Source organism: Lysobacter soyae (assembly GCF_019551435.1).
GTDB classification, from domain to species: domain Bacteria; phylum Pseudomonadota; class Gammaproteobacteria; order Xanthomonadales; family Xanthomonadaceae; genus Solilutibacter; species Solilutibacter soyae.
Genome location: NZ_CP080544.1, coordinates 1449492 through 1467872, shown reverse-complemented (window position 1 = coordinate 1467872; position 18381 = coordinate 1449492). Strand labels below are relative to the sequence as shown.

General features: G+C 60.3%; 18 protein-coding genes. 15 read left to right on the top strand and 3 right to left on the bottom strand.

What is annotated here, in order from left to right:
- Positions 1 to 2: 2 nt before the first annotated feature.
- On the bottom strand, positions 3 to 524 hold the full coding sequence (locus tag H8L67_RS07070; RefSeq protein ID WP_220379149.1) for a Smr/MutS family protein: 522 nt from the start codon (positions 522 to 524) through the stop codon (positions 3 to 5).
- Between the two features lie 72 nt (positions 525 to 596).
- Between H8L67_RS07070 and surE the strand changes: the two genes are divergently transcribed.
- The 4 genes from surE to H8L67_RS07050 are packed head-to-tail and all read left to right on the top strand — an operon-like array spanning position 597 to position 3533.
- Positions 597 to 1382: a 5'/3'-nucleotidase SurE gene (gene surE / locus H8L67_RS07065; protein ID WP_220379148.1), complete on the top strand. Its 786-nt coding sequence runs from the start codon at positions 597 to 599 to the stop codon at positions 1380 to 1382.
- On the top strand, positions 1379 to 2056 hold the full coding sequence (locus tag H8L67_RS07060; RefSeq protein WP_220379147.1) for a protein-L-isoaspartate(D-aspartate) O-methyltransferase: 678 nt from the start codon (positions 1379 to 1381) through the stop codon (positions 2054 to 2056). Before surE ends, H8L67_RS07060 begins: the two co-directional genes overlap by 4 nt.
- On the top strand, positions 2053 to 2658 hold the full coding sequence (locus H8L67_RS07055) for a YqaA family protein (protein WP_220379146.1): 606 nt from the start codon (positions 2053 to 2055) through the stop codon (positions 2656 to 2658). The genes H8L67_RS07060 and H8L67_RS07055 overlap by 4 nt, the downstream gene beginning before the upstream one ends.
- 5 nt (positions 2659 to 2663) lie before the next feature.
- Positions 2664 to 3533 (top strand): peptidoglycan DD-metalloendopeptidase family protein, encoded by an 870-nt coding sequence (locus tag H8L67_RS07050; RefSeq protein WP_255555908.1) that lies wholly within the window; start codon positions 2664 to 2666, stop codon positions 3531 to 3533.
- Here the strand turns inward: H8L67_RS07050 and H8L67_RS07045 are convergent, their stop codons facing one another.
- Together H8L67_RS07045 and yhbY are read right to left on the bottom strand one after the other, a co-directional pair.
- Positions 3534 to 3911 carry an Mth938-like domain-containing protein gene (locus tag H8L67_RS07045; protein WP_220379145.1) on the bottom strand — a complete coding sequence of 126 codons (378 nt, stop codon included), beginning with the start codon at positions 3909 to 3911 and terminating at the stop codon, positions 3534 to 3536.
- Positions 3911 to 4216, bottom strand: a complete 306-nt coding sequence (gene yhbY, locus H8L67_RS07040; protein WP_220379144.1) for a ribosome assembly RNA-binding protein YhbY — start codon at positions 4214 to 4216, stop codon at positions 3911 to 3913. Before yhbY ends, H8L67_RS07045 begins: the two co-directional genes overlap by 1 nt.
- Positions 4217 to 4284: 68 nt before the next feature.
- On the opposite strand from yhbY, the gene rlmE reads away from it, so the two are divergent.
- The 11 genes from rlmE (at position 4285) to H8L67_RS06985 (ending at position 18245) form a co-directional block, all read left to right on the top strand.
- Complete coding sequence (rlmE, locus tag H8L67_RS07035) at positions 4285 to 4914, top strand: 23S rRNA (uridine(2552)-2'-O)-methyltransferase RlmE (RefSeq protein ID WP_220379143.1); 630 nt, start codon at positions 4285 to 4287, stop codon at positions 4912 to 4914.
- A 28-nt stretch (positions 4915 to 4942) separates the two neighbouring features.
- Positions 4943 to 6847, top strand: a complete 1905-nt coding sequence (gene ftsH / locus H8L67_RS07030) for an ATP-dependent zinc metalloprotease FtsH (protein WP_220379142.1) — start codon at positions 4943 to 4945, stop codon at positions 6845 to 6847.
- A gap of 13 nt (positions 6848 to 6860) precedes the next feature.
- Positions 6861 to 7760: a dihydropteroate synthase gene (gene folP / locus H8L67_RS07025; RefSeq protein WP_220379141.1), complete on the top strand. Its 900-nt coding sequence runs from the start codon at positions 6861 to 6863 to the stop codon at positions 7758 to 7760.
- A 54-nt stretch (positions 7761 to 7814) separates the two neighbouring features.
- Positions 7815 to 9302 (top strand): sodium/proline symporter PutP, encoded by a 1488-nt coding sequence (gene putP / locus H8L67_RS07020; RefSeq protein ID WP_220379140.1) that lies wholly within the window; start codon positions 7815 to 7817, stop codon positions 9300 to 9302.
- Positions 9303 to 9308: 6 nt separating this feature from the next.
- On the top strand, positions 9309 to 10256 hold the full coding sequence (miaA, locus tag H8L67_RS07015) for a tRNA (adenosine(37)-N6)-dimethylallyltransferase MiaA (protein ID WP_220379139.1): 948 nt from the start codon (positions 9309 to 9311) through the stop codon (positions 10254 to 10256).
- A gap of 90 nt (positions 10257 to 10346) precedes the next feature.
- Positions 10347 to 10646 carry an RNA chaperone Hfq gene (gene hfq / locus H8L67_RS07010; protein WP_220379138.1) on the top strand — a complete coding sequence of 100 codons (300 nt, stop codon included), beginning with the start codon at positions 10347 to 10349 and terminating at the stop codon, positions 10644 to 10646.
- A 59-nt stretch (positions 10647 to 10705) separates the two neighbouring features.
- The gene (hflX, locus tag H8L67_RS07005; protein ID WP_220379137.1) at positions 10706 to 12007 is read left to right on the top strand and encodes a ribosome rescue GTPase HflX; all 1302 of its coding nucleotides are present in this window, start codon (positions 10706 to 10708) and stop codon (positions 12005 to 12007) included.
- 62 nt (positions 12008 to 12069) lie between these two features.
- The gene (hflK, locus tag H8L67_RS07000) at positions 12070 to 13164 is read left to right on the top strand and encodes an FtsH protease activity modulator HflK (protein ID WP_220379136.1); all 1095 of its coding nucleotides are present in this window, start codon (positions 12070 to 12072) and stop codon (positions 13162 to 13164) included.
- The gene (gene hflC, locus H8L67_RS06995; RefSeq protein WP_220379135.1) at positions 13161 to 14030 is read left to right on the top strand and encodes a protease modulator HflC; all 870 of its coding nucleotides are present in this window, start codon (positions 13161 to 13163) and stop codon (positions 14028 to 14030) included. Before hflK ends, hflC begins: the two co-directional genes overlap by 4 nt.
- An 80-nt stretch (positions 14031 to 14110) precedes the next feature.
- Positions 14111 to 15403: an adenylosuccinate synthase gene (locus tag H8L67_RS06990; protein ID WP_220379134.1), complete on the top strand. Its 1293-nt coding sequence runs from the start codon at positions 14111 to 14113 to the stop codon at positions 15401 to 15403.
- 208 nt (positions 15404 to 15611) lie between these two features.
- Positions 15612 to 18245: a M1 family metallopeptidase gene (locus H8L67_RS06985; protein WP_220379133.1), complete on the top strand. Its 2634-nt coding sequence runs from the start codon at positions 15612 to 15614 to the stop codon at positions 18243 to 18245.
- Positions 18246 to 18381: the final 136 nt, after the last annotated feature.

Sequence of the window (18381 nt, the reverse complement as noted above, 5' to 3'; positions counted from 1 at the left end):
CCCTAACGCCGCTTCAGTAGCACCACGACCGCACCGGTACCGCCTTGGTTCAAGGGCGCCGAGTGGAAGGCCAGCACGTCGCGTCGATGTCGTAGGTGTTGGTCCACGAAATTCTTGATCACCGGCACGCCGTCCGAGTTGCGGCCCTTGCCATGGATGATCCGCACGCAGCCGAGACCCTCTGCGGACACTTGGCGCAAGAACTCGCGCAGCAAGGCCTGCGCCGCTTCGAGCCGCAGTCCGTGCAGATCGAGCTCGTCCTGAACCGCGAACTCGCCGCGTTTCAATCGGGAGAACACGCGTGTGCTCACCTCATCGCGGCGGAACGACGACACGTCACCCGGATCCAAGATCGTTTGCGACATCACTTGCTTGAATTCGCTTAACGCCGCTTGCTCGTCGCGCTCACGCATGCCGGCGCCGGCGCGCGGTTTCGGCTTGGGCGGGGCCTCGGCAGGGGCATCCAGACGACGGACGTCGCCGATGGCCTGCAAAAAGAGCGCGTGTTCGTCTTCGTCGGACATTTCAGAAGATTAAAGGATGAGCCGGTCAAACGCTTTCGGTATCATGAGGGTTTAGGCGGAAATACGCAGCGAATGAAGATTTTGGTCAGCAACGACGATGGCGTGGATGCGCCGGGCATCAAGGTTTTGGCGAACGCACTGCGCGAAGCCGGCCATGATGTCTTTGTCGTCGCACCGGATCGTGATCGCAGCGGCGCCAGCAATTCTTTGACGCTCGATTTGCCCATCCGCGTGGTGCAAATGGATGAACGGCATTGGCGTGTGCACGGCACCCCCACCGATTGCGTGCATTTGGCACTCACCGGCATGTTCGCCGGCGACGCAGAGCCCGATATCGTGGTGTCCGGCATCAACAACGCCGCCAATCTGGGCGACGATGTCATCTATTCGGGTACGGTTTCGGCAGCGATGGAAGGCCGCTTTTTGGGCTTGCCCGCGGTGGCGGTGTCTTGCGTCAATCGCAACCATGCGCCGCAACACTTCGAAACGGCGGCGCGTGCGGCGGTAGAGATCGTCGCGCAGCTGGTGGCTGACCCCTTGCCGGCCGACACCATTCTCAATGTGAATGTGCCGGATCTGCCCTGGGACGAGATCACCGGATTTGAAGCGACACGCCTCGGCAATCGCCATCGCGCCGAAGGTTGTATTGCCGCGCCGGATCCGCGGGGTCGCCAGTTCTACTGGATCGGCCCGGCCGGTGCCGCGCAGGACTCAGGCCCGGGCACCGATTTTGATTGCGTCAATCGCGGCGCGGTATCCGTTAGTCCGATTCAAGTCGATCTCACCCGTTTTCATGCGCTTGAGCAGGTGGCCAACTGGGTGGTCGGTTTGGATCCCAAACGCAAGGCGCAGGCGTGATTGGTCGGCCATTGCAATCCAGTGGTGTGGGCTTCACCTCGCAGCGCGTCCGCGATCGACTCGTCGAACGATTGAAAGCGCAAGGCATTCGCAATCCGAATGTGTTGCGCGCGATCGGCAGCGTGCCACGACATTTGTTTGTGGATGAAGTGCTGGCCTCGCGCGCCTATGAAGATTCGGCCTTGCCCATCGGCTTCGGTCAAACCATCTCGCAACCGTGGGTGGTGGCACGCATGACCGAACTCATTTTGGATGCAGATGTTGCGCCCAAGCGCGTGCTGGAAATCGGCACCGGCTCCGGTTATCAAGCCGCGATTCTTGCTGCGCTCGGTATCGAAGTGCACACGGTGGAACGCATCGGCGATTTGTTGCGCACTGCGCGCAAGCGATTCCGTTCGTTGGGTATTGCCTTGCGCAGCAAGCACGATGACGGCCATATCGGCTGGGCGGAAGAGGGCCCCTTTGATGCCATCATGGTGACCGCAGGTGCGGAAGCCATCGTTGAAGGGCTGATTGATCAGCTCGCACCCGGCGGCACCTTGGTCGCGCCGGTCGGCGGTGGGGCAACGCAAGCGTTGGTGCGAATTCGCAAACAGATGGATGGTAGTTTGGATATCAAGGAAATGGAGCCGGTGCTGTTCGTGCCGTTGCTGCCGGGCGTAGTGGACCGATGAAAATATTCAAACCGATCTATGAAAAAGCCCTGCGTTGGGCACAGCACAAGAACGCCACCTGGATTCTGGCGGGACTGAGTTTCATTGAAGCCATCTTCTTCCCGGTGATGCCGGAAGTGATGCTCGCGCCGATGGCGTTGGCGCGCCCCAAACGCGCGTTCTTCTACGCATTTGTCAGCTTGGCCGGTTCGATGCTCGGTGCGGTCGTCGGTTATTGGCTCGGCCAACATGCTTGGGAATTGGTGAAGCCGCTGTTTGCCGCCATGCACATGCTCGACAAAATTGAAGGTGGCATTCAGACCATCCAAGCCAAAATGGTTGAGTCGCCTTGGGCGGTGTTCTGGTTCTTGGTGGCCGGCGGTTTCATGCCGATTCCCATGAAAGTGTTTACCTGGGCTTCCGGCATTGTCGGTGTGCCTTGGCTGCAATACCTTGCGGCCATGGCCGTGGGCCGCGCCAAACGCGTGTTGTTGCTGGCCTTGGCGATTCGATTGGGCGGTGAGCGCGCCGAGCGTTTGCTGCACAAATGGATCGAACCCGTCGGTTGGTTCGTGGTTGTTCTGGTCTTGATCGTGATCGGCTATCTGTTTTTGAGGAATTGATTCGAATGAAACTTGCCAGCTCCGTGTCTTCGAATATTTCGATGGTGGCCGTCGCGTCAATCGGCTTGTTGATCGGCGCCTGCACCAGCACTGAAGTCGTCCAACGCAGTGGCGGTGGTGCACCGGTCTCGTCGAATACGCCGAGCCGAACAAGTAACAGCGGCTACGTCCCCATGTCGGAACGCGTATCGCAGCCGAAGTACGGTGCGACGGTCATTGTCGAAAAAGGCAACACCGTCTATCACCTCTCAACGACCAACGGCATCACCCCGCTCGATCTGGCGCTGTGGAACAACATTCCGCCGCCGTACACGATTTATCCGGGCCAGCGGCTGAAGCTCTATCCGAGCACCGGCAAGGCCGCGCCCGCGCCGGCGGTGGCAACCACCAACGTGGTCTCACCGCCGGTAGTGACCTCGCCGACACGACCGGGCGGCACGACGACGCGCCCGACCACGACGGCAGCGCCGACAGCGTCCGTGGCCACTGTACCGACCGCGGGCAACGTCTCCTGGCGCTGGCCGACCGACGGCAATTTGCTGAGCACCTACAAAGCGGGCGAGCCGACACGCCAAGGTATTGATATCGCGGGCACCTCGGGTCAGCCGGTGCGTGCCGCATCGGACGGCACCGTGGTCTATTCAGGTGCGGGTCTCGTGGGCTATGGCGAACTGATCATCATCAAACACAACGGCGAATGGCTTTCCGCCTACGGCCACAATCGCAAGCGCTTGGTGTCGGAAGGTCAGAAGGTCAGTGCCGGCCAACAGATCGCCGAACTTGGCCGCACCGCAGCGTCGCGCGACATGTTGCACTTCGAAATTCGCTACGACGGCAAGCCGGTCGATCCCCAGCAATACCTGCCTAAACGCTGATCAGCGCGAAAGGATAAAGGCCGCAATGGCATTGCGGCCTTCGCTGGCGAGGACGTTGAACGTCCTGGCCGCCGCATCATTCACCATCGATTCCAAGCCTATTCCGCGGCTCAGGCAGGCAGCCATGATGCTGGGGTGCGGAAACGCTTGTGTATCGCCGCAGCCGAGAATGATGACTTCGGGCGCAAGCGCGATGAGCGGCGCAATGGCCGCCGCATCCAGTTCAGTCAAAGCATGAACGTCCCAGTCCTTGATCAGCTGGTCCGGCGTGACGATAAAGCTCTGGCGCAGGATTTCTTCATTCACCCGCGCTTCGCGACCATTCGCGCCGCGCATGACGAAACGGAAGTCGGGGGCTTCCTCGCGGATCAGGTCCATCAGGCGCGCGGCAGAACGATGTGACGTTTTTCCTTGGCTTCGCGGTAGAGCACGGCGGTGTGGCCGATGCGTTGCACCAAGGTGGCACGCAAGTCACGGGCCATGGCGTCAATGGTGGCATCACGGGCTTCCCGATCGTCGCCGGCCACTTTCACTTTGACCAATTCATGGTGTTCGAGCGCGGCGTCCAATTCGGCGGAGAATGCCGGGGTGAGCCCCTTGTTGCCGATTTGCATCAACGGTTTCAGATCGTGGGCCATACCGCGCAGGAAGCGGATTTGAGCGTTTGAGAGTGGGGTGGCCATGGTCATCACAAGCTTTGTTCAATGACGGCAAGGTATCATGAAGCCTGTCATTTGGCCGGAAAAATCCCGTGGCCTCGCGCAGCAAAAGCAGTCACCGTTGGCTTCAGGAACACTTTTCCGATCCTTTCGTGAAGAAGGCGAAGGCCGAGGGCCTGCGTTCCCGTGCCGCCTACAAACTCGAAGAATTGGTGGCGCGCGACAAGCTCCTGCGCCCCGGCATGGTGGTCGTCGATCTCGGCGCGGCACCGGGTGGCTGGTCACAGTGGGTGCGTCAGGCCATGGGGGACAGCGGACGCGTCATCGCCTCTGACATCCTAGAAATGCCGACCTTGGCCGGAGTCGAGTTCCTGCACGGCGATTTCCGTGAAGACGATGTCGCAGCCGCGCTTGAACAGATGCTGGGCAATGATCGGGTGGACCTTGTGCTTTCGGATATGGCCCCCAATATGAGTGGTGTGGATGCCGTAGACCAAGCCCGAGCCATGCACCTGTCCGAATTGGCCATGGAATTCGCCGACCAACATTTGAAGACGGGCGGTGACTTCCTGATCAAGCTCTTTCAAGGGGTTGGCTTCGATGCATACGTCAAAGAGTTACGCGGCCGATATAACAAAGTGTCGATTCGTAAACCCGAGGCATCACGCAAACGCTCGAATGAGGTGTATGCGTTGGCGCAAGGGAAAAAGGCAGTAAAGTGAATCAGCGCGCATTGGCGCGGAGAATGGAATGAACGATTTGGTCAAGAATTTGCTGATTTGGGTGGGCGTGGCGATCGTGCTGATGCTCGTGTTCCAAGGCCTTGGGCCGAAGACCGCGGGTGGTACCGGCAATGTGAGCTATGACCAATTCGTGCAGCAAGTGCAAGCCGACAAGGTCAGCAAGGTGGTGATCAGCGATGATCGCGGCACCATCACCGCGACCTTGAAAGACGGCTCCAAAACGGTCACCCAAAATCCGGGCGACAAAGATCTCATCAACGACCTGCTGAACCACAAAGTGGCGATCGAGCAACAAGCCGCATCGTCCGGTCGCAGCATTTTGTTGAGCCTGTTGTTCAATTTGCTGCCGATGGTGCTGTTTATCGGCATCTGGTTCTACCTGATGCGACAAATGCAGTCCGGTGGGACGAAGGGCGCGATGAGTTTCGGCCGTTCGAAGGCCAAGCTGTTGAGCGAAGACCAAACCAAGGTCACCTTTGCCGACGTCGCCGGTTGCGACGAAGCCAAGGAAGAAGTCGCGGAACTCGTTGAGTTCCTGCGCGATCCCTCACGCTTCCAAAAACTCGGCGGCAAGATTCCGCGCGGTGTGTTGATGGTCGGCCCGCCCGGTACCGGTAAAACCTTGCTGGCGAAAGCGATTGCCGGCGAAGCCAAGGTGCCGTTCTTCAGCATCTCGGGTTCCGACTTCGTTGAAATGTTCGTCGGCGTGGGCGCATCGCGCGTGCGCGACATGTTTGAACAAGCGAAGAAAAATTCGCCCTGCATCATCTTCATTGACGAAATCGATGCCGTCGGTCGTCATCGCGGTGCCGGCATGGGCGGCGGTAATGACGAGCGCGAACAAACCTTGAACCAAATGCTGGTCGAGATGGATGGTTTCGAAGGCGGCGAAGGCGTGATTGTCATCGCGGCCACCAACCGTCCCGACGTCTTGGACCGCGCCCTGCTGCGTCCGGGCCGCTTCGACCGTCAAGTCATGGTCGGGCTGCCCGATATCAAGGGGCGCGAACAAATCCTGCGCGTGCACATGCGCAAAGTTCCGCTGTCGGACGACGTGCGTCCGGATGTGTTGGCGCGGGGTACCCCTGGCTTCTCCGGTGCCGACCTTGCCAATCTGGTGAACGAAGCCGCCTTGTTTGCCGCGCGCCGCAACAAGAACAGTGTGGACATGCTGGATTTCGAAGACGCCAAGGACAAGATTTTCATGGGTCCCGAGCGTCGCAGCATGGTCATGCGCGAAGAGGAACGCCGCAACACGGCCTACCACGAGTCCGGCCATGCTGTTGTGGCGATGTCCTTGCCGAAGGCCGACCCGGTGCACAAGGTGACAATCATGCCGCGCGGTTGGGCCTTGGGTCTGACCTGGCAGTTGCCCGAGTTCGATCGGATCAGCGCCTACAAAGACAAGATGCTGGAAGAAATCGCCATCTTGTTCGGCGGCCGCATTGCCGAAGACTTGTTCATGGGTGAAATCTCCACCGGTGCATCGAACGACTTCGAACGCGCCACCGCCTTGGCACGCGACATGGTCGTGAAATACGGCATGTCCGAAGAAATGGGCATCATGGTCTACGCCGATTCGCAAGACGGCACATGGGGCATGTCGAGCAAGACGATCTCCGAAGCCACCCAGCAAAAAGTGGACGCGGAAATCCGTCGCATTCTCGATGCGCAATATGCGCGCGCGCAAAAGATCATGGAAGACAAGCGCGACATCGTCGAAGCCATGGCCAAAGCGCTGCTCGAATGGGAAACCATCGACGCCGAGCAGGTGAAGGACATCATGGCCGGTCGCACGCCGAAGCCGCCGGTGGGCTGGGTGAAGAAGGACGCGCCGCCGCCCTCCGAGCCGCCTCCGAGTGAAGGGCTGACCATCGGTGGCCCGCAAACGAGCATCGACAGCATCAACTGATCGGCACGCGCACGTGTTCGACACCGCACCGCGATTGAATTGCGGCGATCTCAGCGTCAAGCTGGATCGCACGCAAGTCATGGGCATCGTCAATGTGACACCGGATTCCTTCTCGGATGGCGGCCTTCACGACACCACCGATGCAGCAGTTAAGCACGCGTTGCAACTGGTGGACCAAGGCGCGGCGATCTTGGATATCGGCGGTGAGTCGACGCGGCCTGGCGCGGATCCTGTCGGGATCGACGAAGAGCTGGCGCGTGTGATTCCCGTGATCGACGCTTTGCGCGGCCGCATTGCGGTGCCAATCAGCATCGACACCTTCAAGCCGGAAGTGATGCGCGCCGCCGTGGCGGCAGGGGCATCACTCATAAACGACATCTATGCACTCCGGCAACCCGGCGCTTTGGATGCGGCGGTCGAATTGAATGTACCGGTCGTGATCATGCACATGATCGGCGAACCGCAAACCATGCAAGACGATCCGGTGTACGACGATGTCGTCGCCGAGGTGCATCGTTTTCTCGCCGAGCGAATCTTCGCGTGCGAAATGGCCGGCGTGGACAAGAAGAACATCGTGGTGGATCCGGGTTTTGGCTTTGGCAAAACGGCGCAGCACAACCTGCAATTGTTGGCGGGCCTGCGTAAATTCACCGAGCTCGGTGTGCCGGTGCTTGCGGGTCTGTCGCGCAAACGCACCATTGGCGACCTCACCGGCCGCGAGCGGCCTGCCGTTCGCGTACATGGCTCGGTGGCAGCGCACTTGATTGCCGCCAGCCATGGCGCGCGCATCGTACGTGTGCACGATGTGGCGGCAACCGTCGATGCATTGAAGGTGCTTGAGGCCGTGCAAGCGGTGCCGGTGCCACGCGATGGCAGGCGTCCTGCCGTCGAGATTGACTGGCCGCAAGACTAGCGCGTCAAGGCTTGCGCCGCGTACTCTCTTGGCTGGACGCCACGGAGCACCCGCATGACCGCCAACACCCCATTGCTCATCACCTTCAGCCTGTATCTGTTGGCGATGGTGCTCATCGGCTTCGTGGCATGGCGCCGTACGCGGAATTTCGATGACTACATTTTGGGTGGTCGTTCATTGGGCGGGTTTGTCACGGCGTTGTCGGCTGGCGCCTCCGATATGAGCGGCTGGTTGCTCATGGGTCTGCCGGGTGCACTGTTTCTCACCGGATTGTCGGAAAGTTGGATTGCGATCGGCCTGGTGATCGGTGCCTGGATCAACTGGCGATTTGTGGCCGCGCCGCTGCGGCTCTACACCGAGCGCACCCAAGACGCATTGACCTTGCCTGACTACTTCACCACCCGATTCGGCGAAGGCGGAAAATTGCTGCGCGTGCTCGCGGCGTTGGTGATTCTGGTGTTCTTCGCGATTTATGCCGCCAGCGGCATCGTCGCCGGTGCCCGTTTGTTCGAAAGCGTGTTTCATGTGCCTTATGCGCAGGCCTTGTGGCTCGGTGCGGCCGCAACCGTGTTGTACACCTTGGTGGGCGGATTTCTGGCGGTGAGCTGGACCGACACGGTGCAGGCCAGCTTGATGATTCTCGCCTTGGTGCTCACGCCGGTGATTGTGATCGTTAGCGTTGGCGGACCGTCGGCAAGTATCGAATTGATCAGCCAAGTCGCGCCGCAAAAGCTCGACTGGATCGGTGCGGGCGGCATGATCGCGGTGGTGTCATCACTTGCCTGGGGCTTGGGCTATTTTGGCCAGCCGCACATCCTGGCGCGCTTCATGGCCGCCGAAAGCGTCCACACCATTCCGAAGGCGCGCAGAATCGGCATGACCTGGATGATCCTGTGTCTGCTCGGCGCGGTGTTGGTCGGTTTCATCGCCAACGCCTACTTCGCCCAGCATCCGGATCAGGCAGGGCAGGTGACGGAAAATCACGAGCGTGTGTTCATCGCCCTAAGCCAGTTGTTATTCAATCCATGGATTGCCGGTGTGCTGTTGTCCGCCATCCTCGCGGCGATCATGAGTACCTTGTCCTGCCAATTGCTGGTGTGCTCGAGTGCACTGACCGAAGATTTTTACCGCGGATTCGTGCGCCCCAATGCCGGTCAGAAAGAGCTGGTGTGGTTTGGTCGGATGGCGGTGCTGGCGATTTCATTGCTGGCGATTTACTTGGCCCGCGATCCCGACCGCAAAGTGCTCGGGTTGGTGAGCTACGCCTGGGCCGGTTTCGGCGCGGCCTTCGGGCCCGTCGTGTTGTTGTCTCTCTACTGGCGCCGCATGACCTGGGTGGGCGCATTGGCCGGCATGTTGGTGGGTGCTGCCACCGTCATTGTGTGGAAAGAATTCTCCGGCAGCGCGCTGTATGAAATGGTGCCGGGTGTCATCGCAGCAACGCTTGCGGTTGTTGCCGGAAGTTTGCTGTCCGCGCCACCGTCGGCTTCGGTCGTGAAGACCCATGACGAAGTCAGCGCAGAACTTGCGCAAGTGAAGTAAGCCTGCATGCAAGCACCACGCGCCGTATTGGTGACAGGGCCGACTGCCGCAGGCAAGACAGCCATTGCATTGGCCTTGGCCGAAGCCTTTGATGGCGAAATCATCAGCGTCGATTCCGCGCTGGTCTATCGCGGTCTGGATATCGGTGCGGCCAAGCCGGATGCGCAAGAACAGGCACGCGTGCCGCATCACTTGATCGACATTCGTGATCCTTGGGAACGTTACTCGGCCGCCGAGTTCGTGCGTGATGCCTTGCAGGCGATGGACGACATTCGCGGCCGGGGCAGGTTGCCGATTTTGGCCGGCGGCACCACCTTGTACGCGCGTGCTTTGATCGAAGGTTTGGCGCCGATGCCGAGTGCAGATCCCGAGCTGCGCGCGCACATCGAGGCCGAGGCCGAACGCATCGGCTGGCCGGCTATGCATGCGCGATTGGCCATGGTCGATCCGGAAGCGGCCGCACGGATTCACGCCACCGATCCGCAACGCATTTCCCGCGCATTGGAAGTGCATGCACTCACCGGTCAGCCCATCAGCGCCTTGCAAAAAGCCACGGTCGCGCCGGCCGCGAATACCCGATTCCTGAAACTCGCTTCGATGCCGGCAAGCAAGGACGTGCTACGCGAACGCATCAGCCTGCGATTTGATCAAATTCTCGCGCAAGGGTTTCTGGCTGAAGTCGAGCGCTTACGCGCACTGCCGGAAATCATTGCGCACCCAGACCCTTTGGCGCTGCCCGCACTGCGTGCCGTCGGTTATCGGCAGGCGTGGGCGTATTTGGATGGCGAACTCGGATTCGAAGACTTCCGGATGGCGGCAATCTATGCCACCCGCAGCTTGGCCAAGCGCCAGCTCACCTGGTTGAAGCGCGAGCCTGATCTGCACAGCTTCGATCCGGCCAGCGCGGAAGCTGAGCTGCACGAAACCGTGCGTCACTTCATGGAAGCGGACTAGCGCCGCGAAGGCGCCGGAAAACTGGGCTACACTCTCTTGACCGCCACGTCAGCGGTCAAAAAGCAAGAACAATAACAACGGGGAAACTACATGACGAAGGCAGCACCGGGCGGCAAGCCCCAATCCTTGCAAGATCCTTTTTTGAATGCACTGCGTCGTGAACGCGTGCCGGTGTCGATCTTCTTGGTCAATGGCATCAAGTTGCAAGGCACCATCGAATCCTTTGACCAATTCGTCGTGCTGCTGCGCGGCGTGACCAATCAAATGGTCTACAAGCACGCGATTTCGACGGTGGTGCCGTCGCGCAACGTGCGTCTGTCCGATTTGCCGGCTGAAAACGACGACACGGACGCCGAAGCTGAAGGCGAGGCCGTCGACGCCGGCGTCTGAGCCCGGCGTTTCCGGCAAACGGGCTAAAATAGCCCTATTGAAATGCTGGAGCTGCATCGTTGTTTGAACGCTCGCGCGGTGGTGAACGCGCACTACTGATTCATCCGCAACGCGGTTCGGTATCGGACGATGCCGTCATGTTGGAATTCAACGAACTCGCGCGCTCTGCCGGCGCCACGGTCGTGGCCGAAGGCCGGGCGCGTATTGATCGCCCGAATCCGGCGGTCTTGATCGGCAGCGGCAAATTGGACGAATTCAAGGCCATGGCCGATGCCACGGATGCCGATCTCGTGCTCGTCAACCATGCACTCTCGCCCGTGCAAGAACGTAACCTCGAGCGCGAATTCAAACGCCGCGTCGTTGATCGCACCGGCCTCATTCTCGACATCTTTGCCCAGCGTGCACAGTCCCACGAGGGCAAGTTGCAGGTCGAGCTCGCGCAGCTGAAGCATATGTCTACGCGTCTTGTGCGCGGCTGGACCCACTTGGAGCGCCAACGCGGTGGTTCGATCGGATTGCGCGGGCCGGGTGAAACCCAGCTTGAAACCGATCGACGCTTGCTGCAAACCCGCCTTGAACAACTGCAACGCAAGCTCGACAAAGTCGAAGTCCAGCGCGGCCAATTGCGCCGTGCGCGCGTGCGCAGCGAGATGCCGAGAATCGCGTTGGTCGGCTATACCAACGCCGGCAAGTCCACCTTGTTCAATGCACTGACCGGCGCGCAGGCCTACGCGGCCGACCAATTGTTCGCCACCTTGGACCCCACGGTGCGGCGCGTCACCATTCCTTCGGGGCAGGTCATTCTGGCCGACACGGTCGGATTTGTTCGCGATTTGCCGCACGAGTTGGTGGCGGCATTCCGTTCGACCTTGTCGGAAGCGCGCGAGGCCGATTTGCTCTTGCACGTGATCGATGCGGCGGACGCGGAACGTGCCCTGCGTATCGAGCAAGTGGACGAAGTTTTGAAGGACATCGGCGCGGGCGACATCCCGCAGTTGCTTGTCTACAACAAGATCGATCAGATCGAAGGGGCGGAAGCGGGTGTGCAGATGTCCGATACCTCGCGCTCCAGCGTGTGGTTGTCGGCGCAATCGGGCGAAGGACTTGAGGGGCTGAAACGCGCCATCGGCGAGGTCCTGGGCGCCCGCCGGATCACCGGCGCCGTCACCCTCGCACCCCAAGACGGCAAGTTGTACGCGCGTCTCCACGCGCTGGATGCCATCCGCCACGAAGCCATGGACGAGCACGGCCACCGTGTCATCGACATCGACCTCGATGAGGTGGATGCGCGCAAGCTTGCAGCTGCCGGCGCTGAAATGCTGCGGCCGCTCTTGCCATTGGACGAAGAAGACCCCATTTAGTCGGGACATCCGTAAACTAGACCGGCAACAGGTGTTGCAAGTCTCAAAGAGGAATCGCCTGCATGGCATGGAATCTCCCGGGTAGGGATAGCAACAACGCGCGGCCCAAAGGCAACCGGGGTCCGAATTGGAACCCGCTGTCCGGGTTGCGCGATCGCTTTCAAGGCGGTGATCCGTCGGGCATTGGTCGCTGGATCGGCATTGCCGTGGTGCTCATGCTGCTGATGTCTTCGGTGGTGCTGATCACCGAACAGCAGCGCGGTGTGGTCGTGCGCTTCGGCAAATATGTCCGGACCATGCAGCCCGGCCCGAATCTGAAACTGCCCTGGCCGTTCGAGAAAGTCACCAAGGTCAATGCCACGGCGATCAACACCTATAGCGAATCGGTGCCCGTGCTGACCCGCGACGAAAATATCGTCACCGTTGAAATCAACGTGCAGTACCGCATCTCGAATCCGGAGCGTTATGTCTTCGGTACGCGCGACGCGGTGGACATGCTGAAACAGGCCGCCTTGAGCACCGTGCGTGAACAAGTCGGTCATTCCGACCTCGACACCGTGCTGGGTGCGCGCAATGCCTTGGCAGTGACCGCGCGCGCCAATTTGCAGAAGTCCTTGGACGCCTATCGCACCGGCCTCGTCGTCACCGAATTGAATTTGCCGAACGCGCGACCGCCCGAAGAAGTGAAGCCGGCGTTCGACGACGTCAACAGCGCACAGCAAGACAAAGATCGTCTCATCAGCGAAGCGCGTGCCTATGCCGCCAAGGTGGTGCCGGAAGCGCGCGGTGCGGCCGCACGTACACGCACCATCGCCGAAGGCTACAAGACCACGGAAATTGCGCGTGCCAGCGGTGACGCCGATCGTTTCAATGCCTTGGTTGAGCAATACAAGATCGCCCCCGATGCCACCCGCACGCGGATGTGGTTGGAAACCATGCAAGGCGTCTTGGCCAACAATCGCAAGATTGTCGGCGCCGACAGCAAGCAAATCTTGAACTTCAGTTTGCCGAGCGCGCCTGCGTCCACCGCTGCCGCAACTGCCCAAACCACAGCGCCCGCGTCTGCCGCCGTCGTCACCAATACGGTCGCCAGCGAGGCGGACATTCGACCCGGGCGCCAGGGTCGCACCCTTGACCGAGGAGACACCGGCCGATGAATTCCGTCCTGTCCACCCGCATCGCGGCGGTCGCTGCGTTCCTGTTGTTGCTGTTTTCCAGCGTGTATGTGGTCAACGAAGGTCAAACCGCCATCGTGCTGAACCTCGGCCGTTTGGCCCGTACCGATATCGGCCCGGGCCTGCATTTCAAAGTGCCGTTCGTCGAATCCGCACGCGTGTTCGATCGTCGTTTACATGTGCTCGATGCCGAACCCGAACGTTACCTGACCTCCGAGCGCAAAGACGTCAGCGTCGATTTCTTTGCCGTCGGCATGATTGAAGACGTGCGCGCGTTTTATCGTGCCACCGGTGGTCAGGAAAGCGTGGCCGTCGAACGCCTCGCACCGATCATCAAAGACGCGCTTCGCAATGAAATCAACAGCCGTACTTTGCAAGAAGTGGTGTCCGGTGATCGCACCCAAGTCACCGGCGAGCAGTTGAAGAACATCAACGCCGGTTCGCGCACGATGGGTGTGCGCATCGTCGACATTCGCATCAAGCAAATCGAACTGCCGACCGATAGCAAGGTCATCCAAGACGTCTACAGCCGGATGCGCGCACAGCGTCAGCAAGTAGCCAGCGCCTTGCGTGCGGAAGGTGAGGAGCAAGCGCAGACCATTCGCGCCGGTGCCGATCGCGACCGCGCGGTGATTTTGGCCGAAGCCGAACGGGATGCGCAGAAGATGCGCGGTGAAGGCGATGCCGAAGCCGCACGTCTCTATGGCAGCGCCGCGTCCAAGGACAACAGCTTCTTTGCCTTTGATCGCAGCCTGTCGGCCTACAAGGCGTCTTTTGCCGACGGTACGGCCTTGATTGTGCTCGACAAGGACGATCCGTTCCTCAAATACATGAAGTCTGAAAAGTAACTGGCAGTCACGCCGGAACTTGCGTAAAATGTCGAAAAGCCGGGGCTCACCTCGGCTTTTCTCACGTCTGGAGTTCGAAAATGGGTCAGTCGGTTGTAGTTCTGGGTGCGCAGTGGGGCGATGAAGGCAAGGGCAAGATCGTCGATTTGCTGACGCAGGACATCGGTGCCGTGGTCCGTTTTCAAGGCGGTCACAACGCCGGCCACACCTTGGTGATCGGCGGCAAGAAGACCGTTCTCCACTTGATCCCGTCGGGCGTGTTACGTGATGACGCGCTCTGCCTTATCGGCAACGGCGTGGTGCTCCATCCGGGCGCTTTGCAGAAAGAAATCGCCGAACTCGAAGCCAATGGCGTCGATGTGCGTTCGCGCCTGAAGATCAGCCCGGCCACGCCGCTGATCATGCCGTATCACATCGCCCTCGACCAAGCCCGTGAAAAGGCCGCCGGCGGCAAGGCCATCGGCACCACCGGTCGCGGCATCGGTCCGGCCTATGAAGACAAGGTTGCACGTCGCGGCATTCGCGTTGCCGATCTGCACTATCCGGACGAGTTGGCTGAGAAGCTGCGCGTTGCGCTCGACTATCACAACTTCGTGCTGACCCAATACTTGAAGGTCGACGCCATCGACTTCCAAAAGACGCTCGACGAGGCCCTGGCATTCGGCGAATACGTCGAACCGATGAAGGCCGACGTCGCCGGCATCTTGCATGACTTGCGCAAGCAAGGTCGCAAAGTCTTGTTTGAAGGCGCTCAAGGCTCGCTGCTGGATATCGACCACGGCACCTATCCGTACGTCACCTCGTCGAACACCACCGTCGGCGGTGCCTATGCCGGTACCGGTGTCGGTGCAGGCGACATCGACTACGTGCTCGGCATCGCCAAGGCCTACGCCACGCGCGTGGGTGGCGGCCCGTTCCCGACCGAACTGAACGACGACGTCGGGCAGGGCATCCGCGATCGCGGCCAGGAATATGGCGCCACCACGGGTCGTCCGCGCCGTTGCGGCTGGATGGACATCGTCGCCCTCAAGCGCGCCGTCGCCATCAACGGCATCAGCGGCCTGTGCATCACCAAGCTCGACATCCTCGACGGTATGGACACGCTGAAGATGTGCGTGGCCTACGAATACCGCGGCAAGCGCACCGAGTACGCCCCGTTGGATGCCGCCGGCTGGGAAAACATCACCCCGGTGTATTTGGAATTCCCGGGCTGGCAGGAATCGACCGCCGGCATCACCGAATGGGACAAGCTGCCGCCGGCCGCACGTGCCTATCTGCGTGCTCTGGAAGAACTGGCGGGCTGCCCGTTGGCGATCGTATCGACCGGCCCGGATCGCGATGCGAACATTATTTTGCAGGATCCGTTCGCCTAAGAGCGGCCTCATCCGGCGCTGCGCGCCACCTTCTCCATCAAAGATGGAGAAGGAAAAGCTCTTCCCTCTCCACGCAGTGGAGAGGGTGCCCCGAACGGGGCGGGTGAGGCGCTCTGCGCTTCCCCATGACTTTTGGGAGTAGGTCGATCCCCCCAACGCGCCGCATCATCTTGAACATCTGCCCAAAGGCACATGCTCAGGAGTTCCAATGCGTCTCACTCTCGCCACGGCGATCGCGCTTGCGCTCGTCACCGCCGCACCGCAAGCCCCGGCCCAAACGGCCGCTGCACAAGCGCAAGGTGTCACCACCCAATTGCCGCGCGGTGTCACGCCGACGCATTACGCGGTGGAAATCACCCCGCACGCGAAAGACATGAACTTCGATGGCAAAGTCGCCATCACGGTGGATGTCGCCCAACCGACCAACACCATCACCCTGCAAGCATTGCGACTGAAGATCGCAAAAGCCTCGCTGGTGCCGGCAAAGGGCAAAGCGATGCCCGCCAAGGTGTCGGTCGACGAAGCCAACCAAACCGCCAGCTTCGCTTTCGACAAAGCGCTCGCGCCGGGTAAATACACCCTCAACATCGAATACAGCGGCGTGATCAACACGCAAGCCAACGGCTTGTTCGCCCTCGATTACAGCACCAAGGAAGGCTCCAAGCGCGCCCTCTACACGCAGTTTGAAAACTCCGACGCACGCGCGTTCATCCCCTCGTGGGATGAGCCGAATTTCAAAGCCACCTTCGACCTCACCGCCATTGTTCCTGAAGCGGATTTGGTGGTCGGTAACATGCCAATTGCGAGCTCCAGCAATGTTGGCAACGGCTTGAAGAAGGTTGTCTTCCAACGTTCGCCGAAGATGTCCACCTATCTGTTGTTCTTTGCCGCGGGTGATTTCGAACGCGCCACCAAGATGTCGGGCAAGACCGAAATCGGTGTCGTGACGCAAAAGGGCATGGTGGATCAAGCCAAGTATGCGCTCGACGGTTCGGCTGAAATTGTGAAGCGTTACAACGATTACTTCGGCGTCGACTATCCGTTGCCGAAACTCGACAACGTGGCCGCACCGGGCCAAAGCCAATTCTTCAGCGCGATGGAAAACTGGGGCGGCATCTTCACCTTCGAATATTCGTTGTTGGTGAATCCGCAAGTGTCGACCGACAACGACAAACGTCGTATTTTCTCGACCGCCGCACACGAAATCGCCCACCAATGGTTCGGCAACCTGGTCACCATGCAATGGTGGGACGACCTCTGGTTGAACGAAGGCTTCGCCTCCTGGATGGAAAGCCGCGCCACCCGCGAAATGCATCCGGAATGGAACACCACGTTTGATGCCGTCGGTGCGCGTGAAGGCGCAATGGGTCGTGACTCGCTCTCGACCACCCACCCGGTGGTGCAACACATTGAAACGGTGGAACAAGCCAGCCAAGCGTTTGACGCCATCACCTACTCGAAGGGCGAAGCGGTCATCACCATGTTGGAAGCCTTCAAGGGTGAAAACGAATGGCGTGATGGCGTGCGCCGTTATATGAAGAAACACGCTTACGGCAACACTGCGTCGGCCGACCTTTGGGCGGCGATGGATGCCGATGGCAGCAATCCGATCACCGCGATTGCCCAAGACTTCACCACGCAACCGGGTGTGCCGACCATCACCGTGGCCAATGCCAAGTGTGATGCCGGCAAGACCACCGTGGATTTGATCCAAGGTGAGTACAGCCGCGATATGCCTGATAAAAAGGCGCTGACCTGGCGCGTGCCGGTGATGGCGCAAGTGCCGGGCAATGCCGTTGCACGCACCACCGTCACCGACGGCAAGGGCAGCATCACCGTTGAAGGTTGCGGTCCGGTCGTGGTCAACGCCGGTCAAACCGGCTACTTCCGCACGATGTATGCCCCGGCGCAATTTGCCGTGGTGAACAAGTCGTTCAAGTCGATCAAGCCGGTGGACCAATTCGGCATCCTGGCCGACGCATGGGCCTTCGGCGTCAACGGCAAGCAACCGGTGTCCGATTACCTCGACTTGGCCATGTCGATCGACAACACCGCCGATCCGACCATCCAATCGCAAGTGATCGGCGTGCTCGCCAGCCTCGACAACTACTTCACCGGTGACAAGGCCGCGCAGGCCAAGTACCGTGCGTTCGCCATCAAGCGCATCAAACCCACCTACAACAAGCTGGGCTTTGAAGATCGTGCCGGTGACAGCGATGCTGTGAAGGGTCTGCGTCGTACCGTGGTCGGTGCTTTGGCCGGCTTGGAAGACAAGGACATCATTGCTGAAGCGCGCGCACGTTACGCCGCACAAGACAGCAAGCCGTTGACCCCGGCTTTGCGTCGTACGGTGTACGGCATCGTTGCTTACAACGCCGACGCGGCCACGTGGGACAAGATGCATGCCATGGCCAAGGCCGAAACCAACCCGTTGGTGAAGAGCCAGCTCTACGGCATGCTCTCGGGTGCCAAGGATGAAGCGCTGGCCAAGAAGGCATTGGCCTTGGCACTGACCGACGAGCCGGGTGCGACGCTCAGCGCCGGCATGATTCGCGGCGTGGCCGGTGAACATCCGGACATGACCTTCGATTGGGCGGTGCAAAATCGCGAAGCGGTCACCAAGTTGGTGGACACCACTTCGGCGCCGCGCTACTTCCCGGGCATTGGCAGCGGTTCGAGCAAGCCGGAAATGGTCGCCAAGATCCGTGATTTCGCCAGCAAGTACATTGCGGAAGGTTCGCGTAAAGATGCTGAAAATGCCGTGACCAGCATCGAAACCCGCATCAAGGCGCGTCAACGCATGCGTCCGCAAATCGACAGCTGGTTGTCGAAGCAAAAGTAAGGCGAAGGGCGGGCGCCTCAGGCGCTTGCCCGGCTTTTTCGCAGCGCCCCGGCGGGTTCCTCGCCGGGGCGTTTTTGCGTTTGGCCTTCCTCACCAGAACGGCACTCACTAGGGGTATGCTCAAGGCATCTCAAGC

What these genes read in the sequence shown, in the direction of transcription:
- yhbY (WP_220379144.1), bottom strand. Translation starts at nt 4,216, where the DNA reads ATGGCCACCCCACTCTCAAACGCTCAAATCCGCTTCCTGCGCGGTATG.
- putP (WP_220379140.1), top strand. Translation starts at nt 7,815, where the DNA reads ATGACCGCCAACACCCCATTGCTCATCACCTTCAGCCTGTATCTGTTG.
- H8L67_RS06985 (WP_220379133.1), top strand. Translation starts at nt 15,612, where the DNA reads ATGCGTCTCACTCTCGCCACGGCGATCGCGCTTGCGCTCGTCACCGCC.
- H8L67_RS07070 (WP_220379149.1), bottom strand. Translation starts at nt 524, where the DNA reads ATGTCCGACGAAGACGAACACGCGCTCTTTTTGCAGGCCATCGGCGAC.
- H8L67_RS07055 (WP_220379146.1), top strand. Translation starts at nt 2,053, where the DNA reads ATGAAAATATTCAAACCGATCTATGAAAAAGCCCTGCGTTGGGCACAG.
- ftsH (WP_220379142.1), top strand. Translation starts at nt 4,943, where the DNA reads ATGAACGATTTGGTCAAGAATTTGCTGATTTGGGTGGGCGTGGCGATC.
- hflK (WP_220379136.1), top strand. Translation starts at nt 12,070, where the DNA reads ATGGCATGGAATCTCCCGGGTAGGGATAGCAACAACGCGCGGCCCAAA.
- H8L67_RS07045 (WP_220379145.1), bottom strand. Translation starts at nt 3,911, where the DNA reads ATGGACCTGATCCGCGAGGAAGCCCCCGACTTCCGTTTCGTCATGCGC.
- H8L67_RS06990 (WP_220379134.1), top strand. Translation starts at nt 14,111, where the DNA reads ATGGGTCAGTCGGTTGTAGTTCTGGGTGCGCAGTGGGGCGATGAAGGC.
- hflC (WP_220379135.1), top strand. Translation starts at nt 13,161, where the DNA reads ATGAATTCCGTCCTGTCCACCCGCATCGCGGCGGTCGCTGCGTTCCTG.
- H8L67_RS07050 (WP_255555908.1), top strand. Translation starts at nt 2,664, where the DNA reads ATGAAACTTGCCAGCTCCGTGTCTTCGAATATTTCGATGGTGGCCGTC.
- surE (WP_220379148.1), top strand. Translation starts at nt 597, where the DNA reads ATGAAGATTTTGGTCAGCAACGACGATGGCGTGGATGCGCCGGGCATC.
- miaA (WP_220379139.1), top strand. Translation starts at nt 9,309, where the DNA reads ATGCAAGCACCACGCGCCGTATTGGTGACAGGGCCGACTGCCGCAGGC.
- hfq (WP_220379138.1), top strand. Translation starts at nt 10,347, where the DNA reads ATGACGAAGGCAGCACCGGGCGGCAAGCCCCAATCCTTGCAAGATCCT.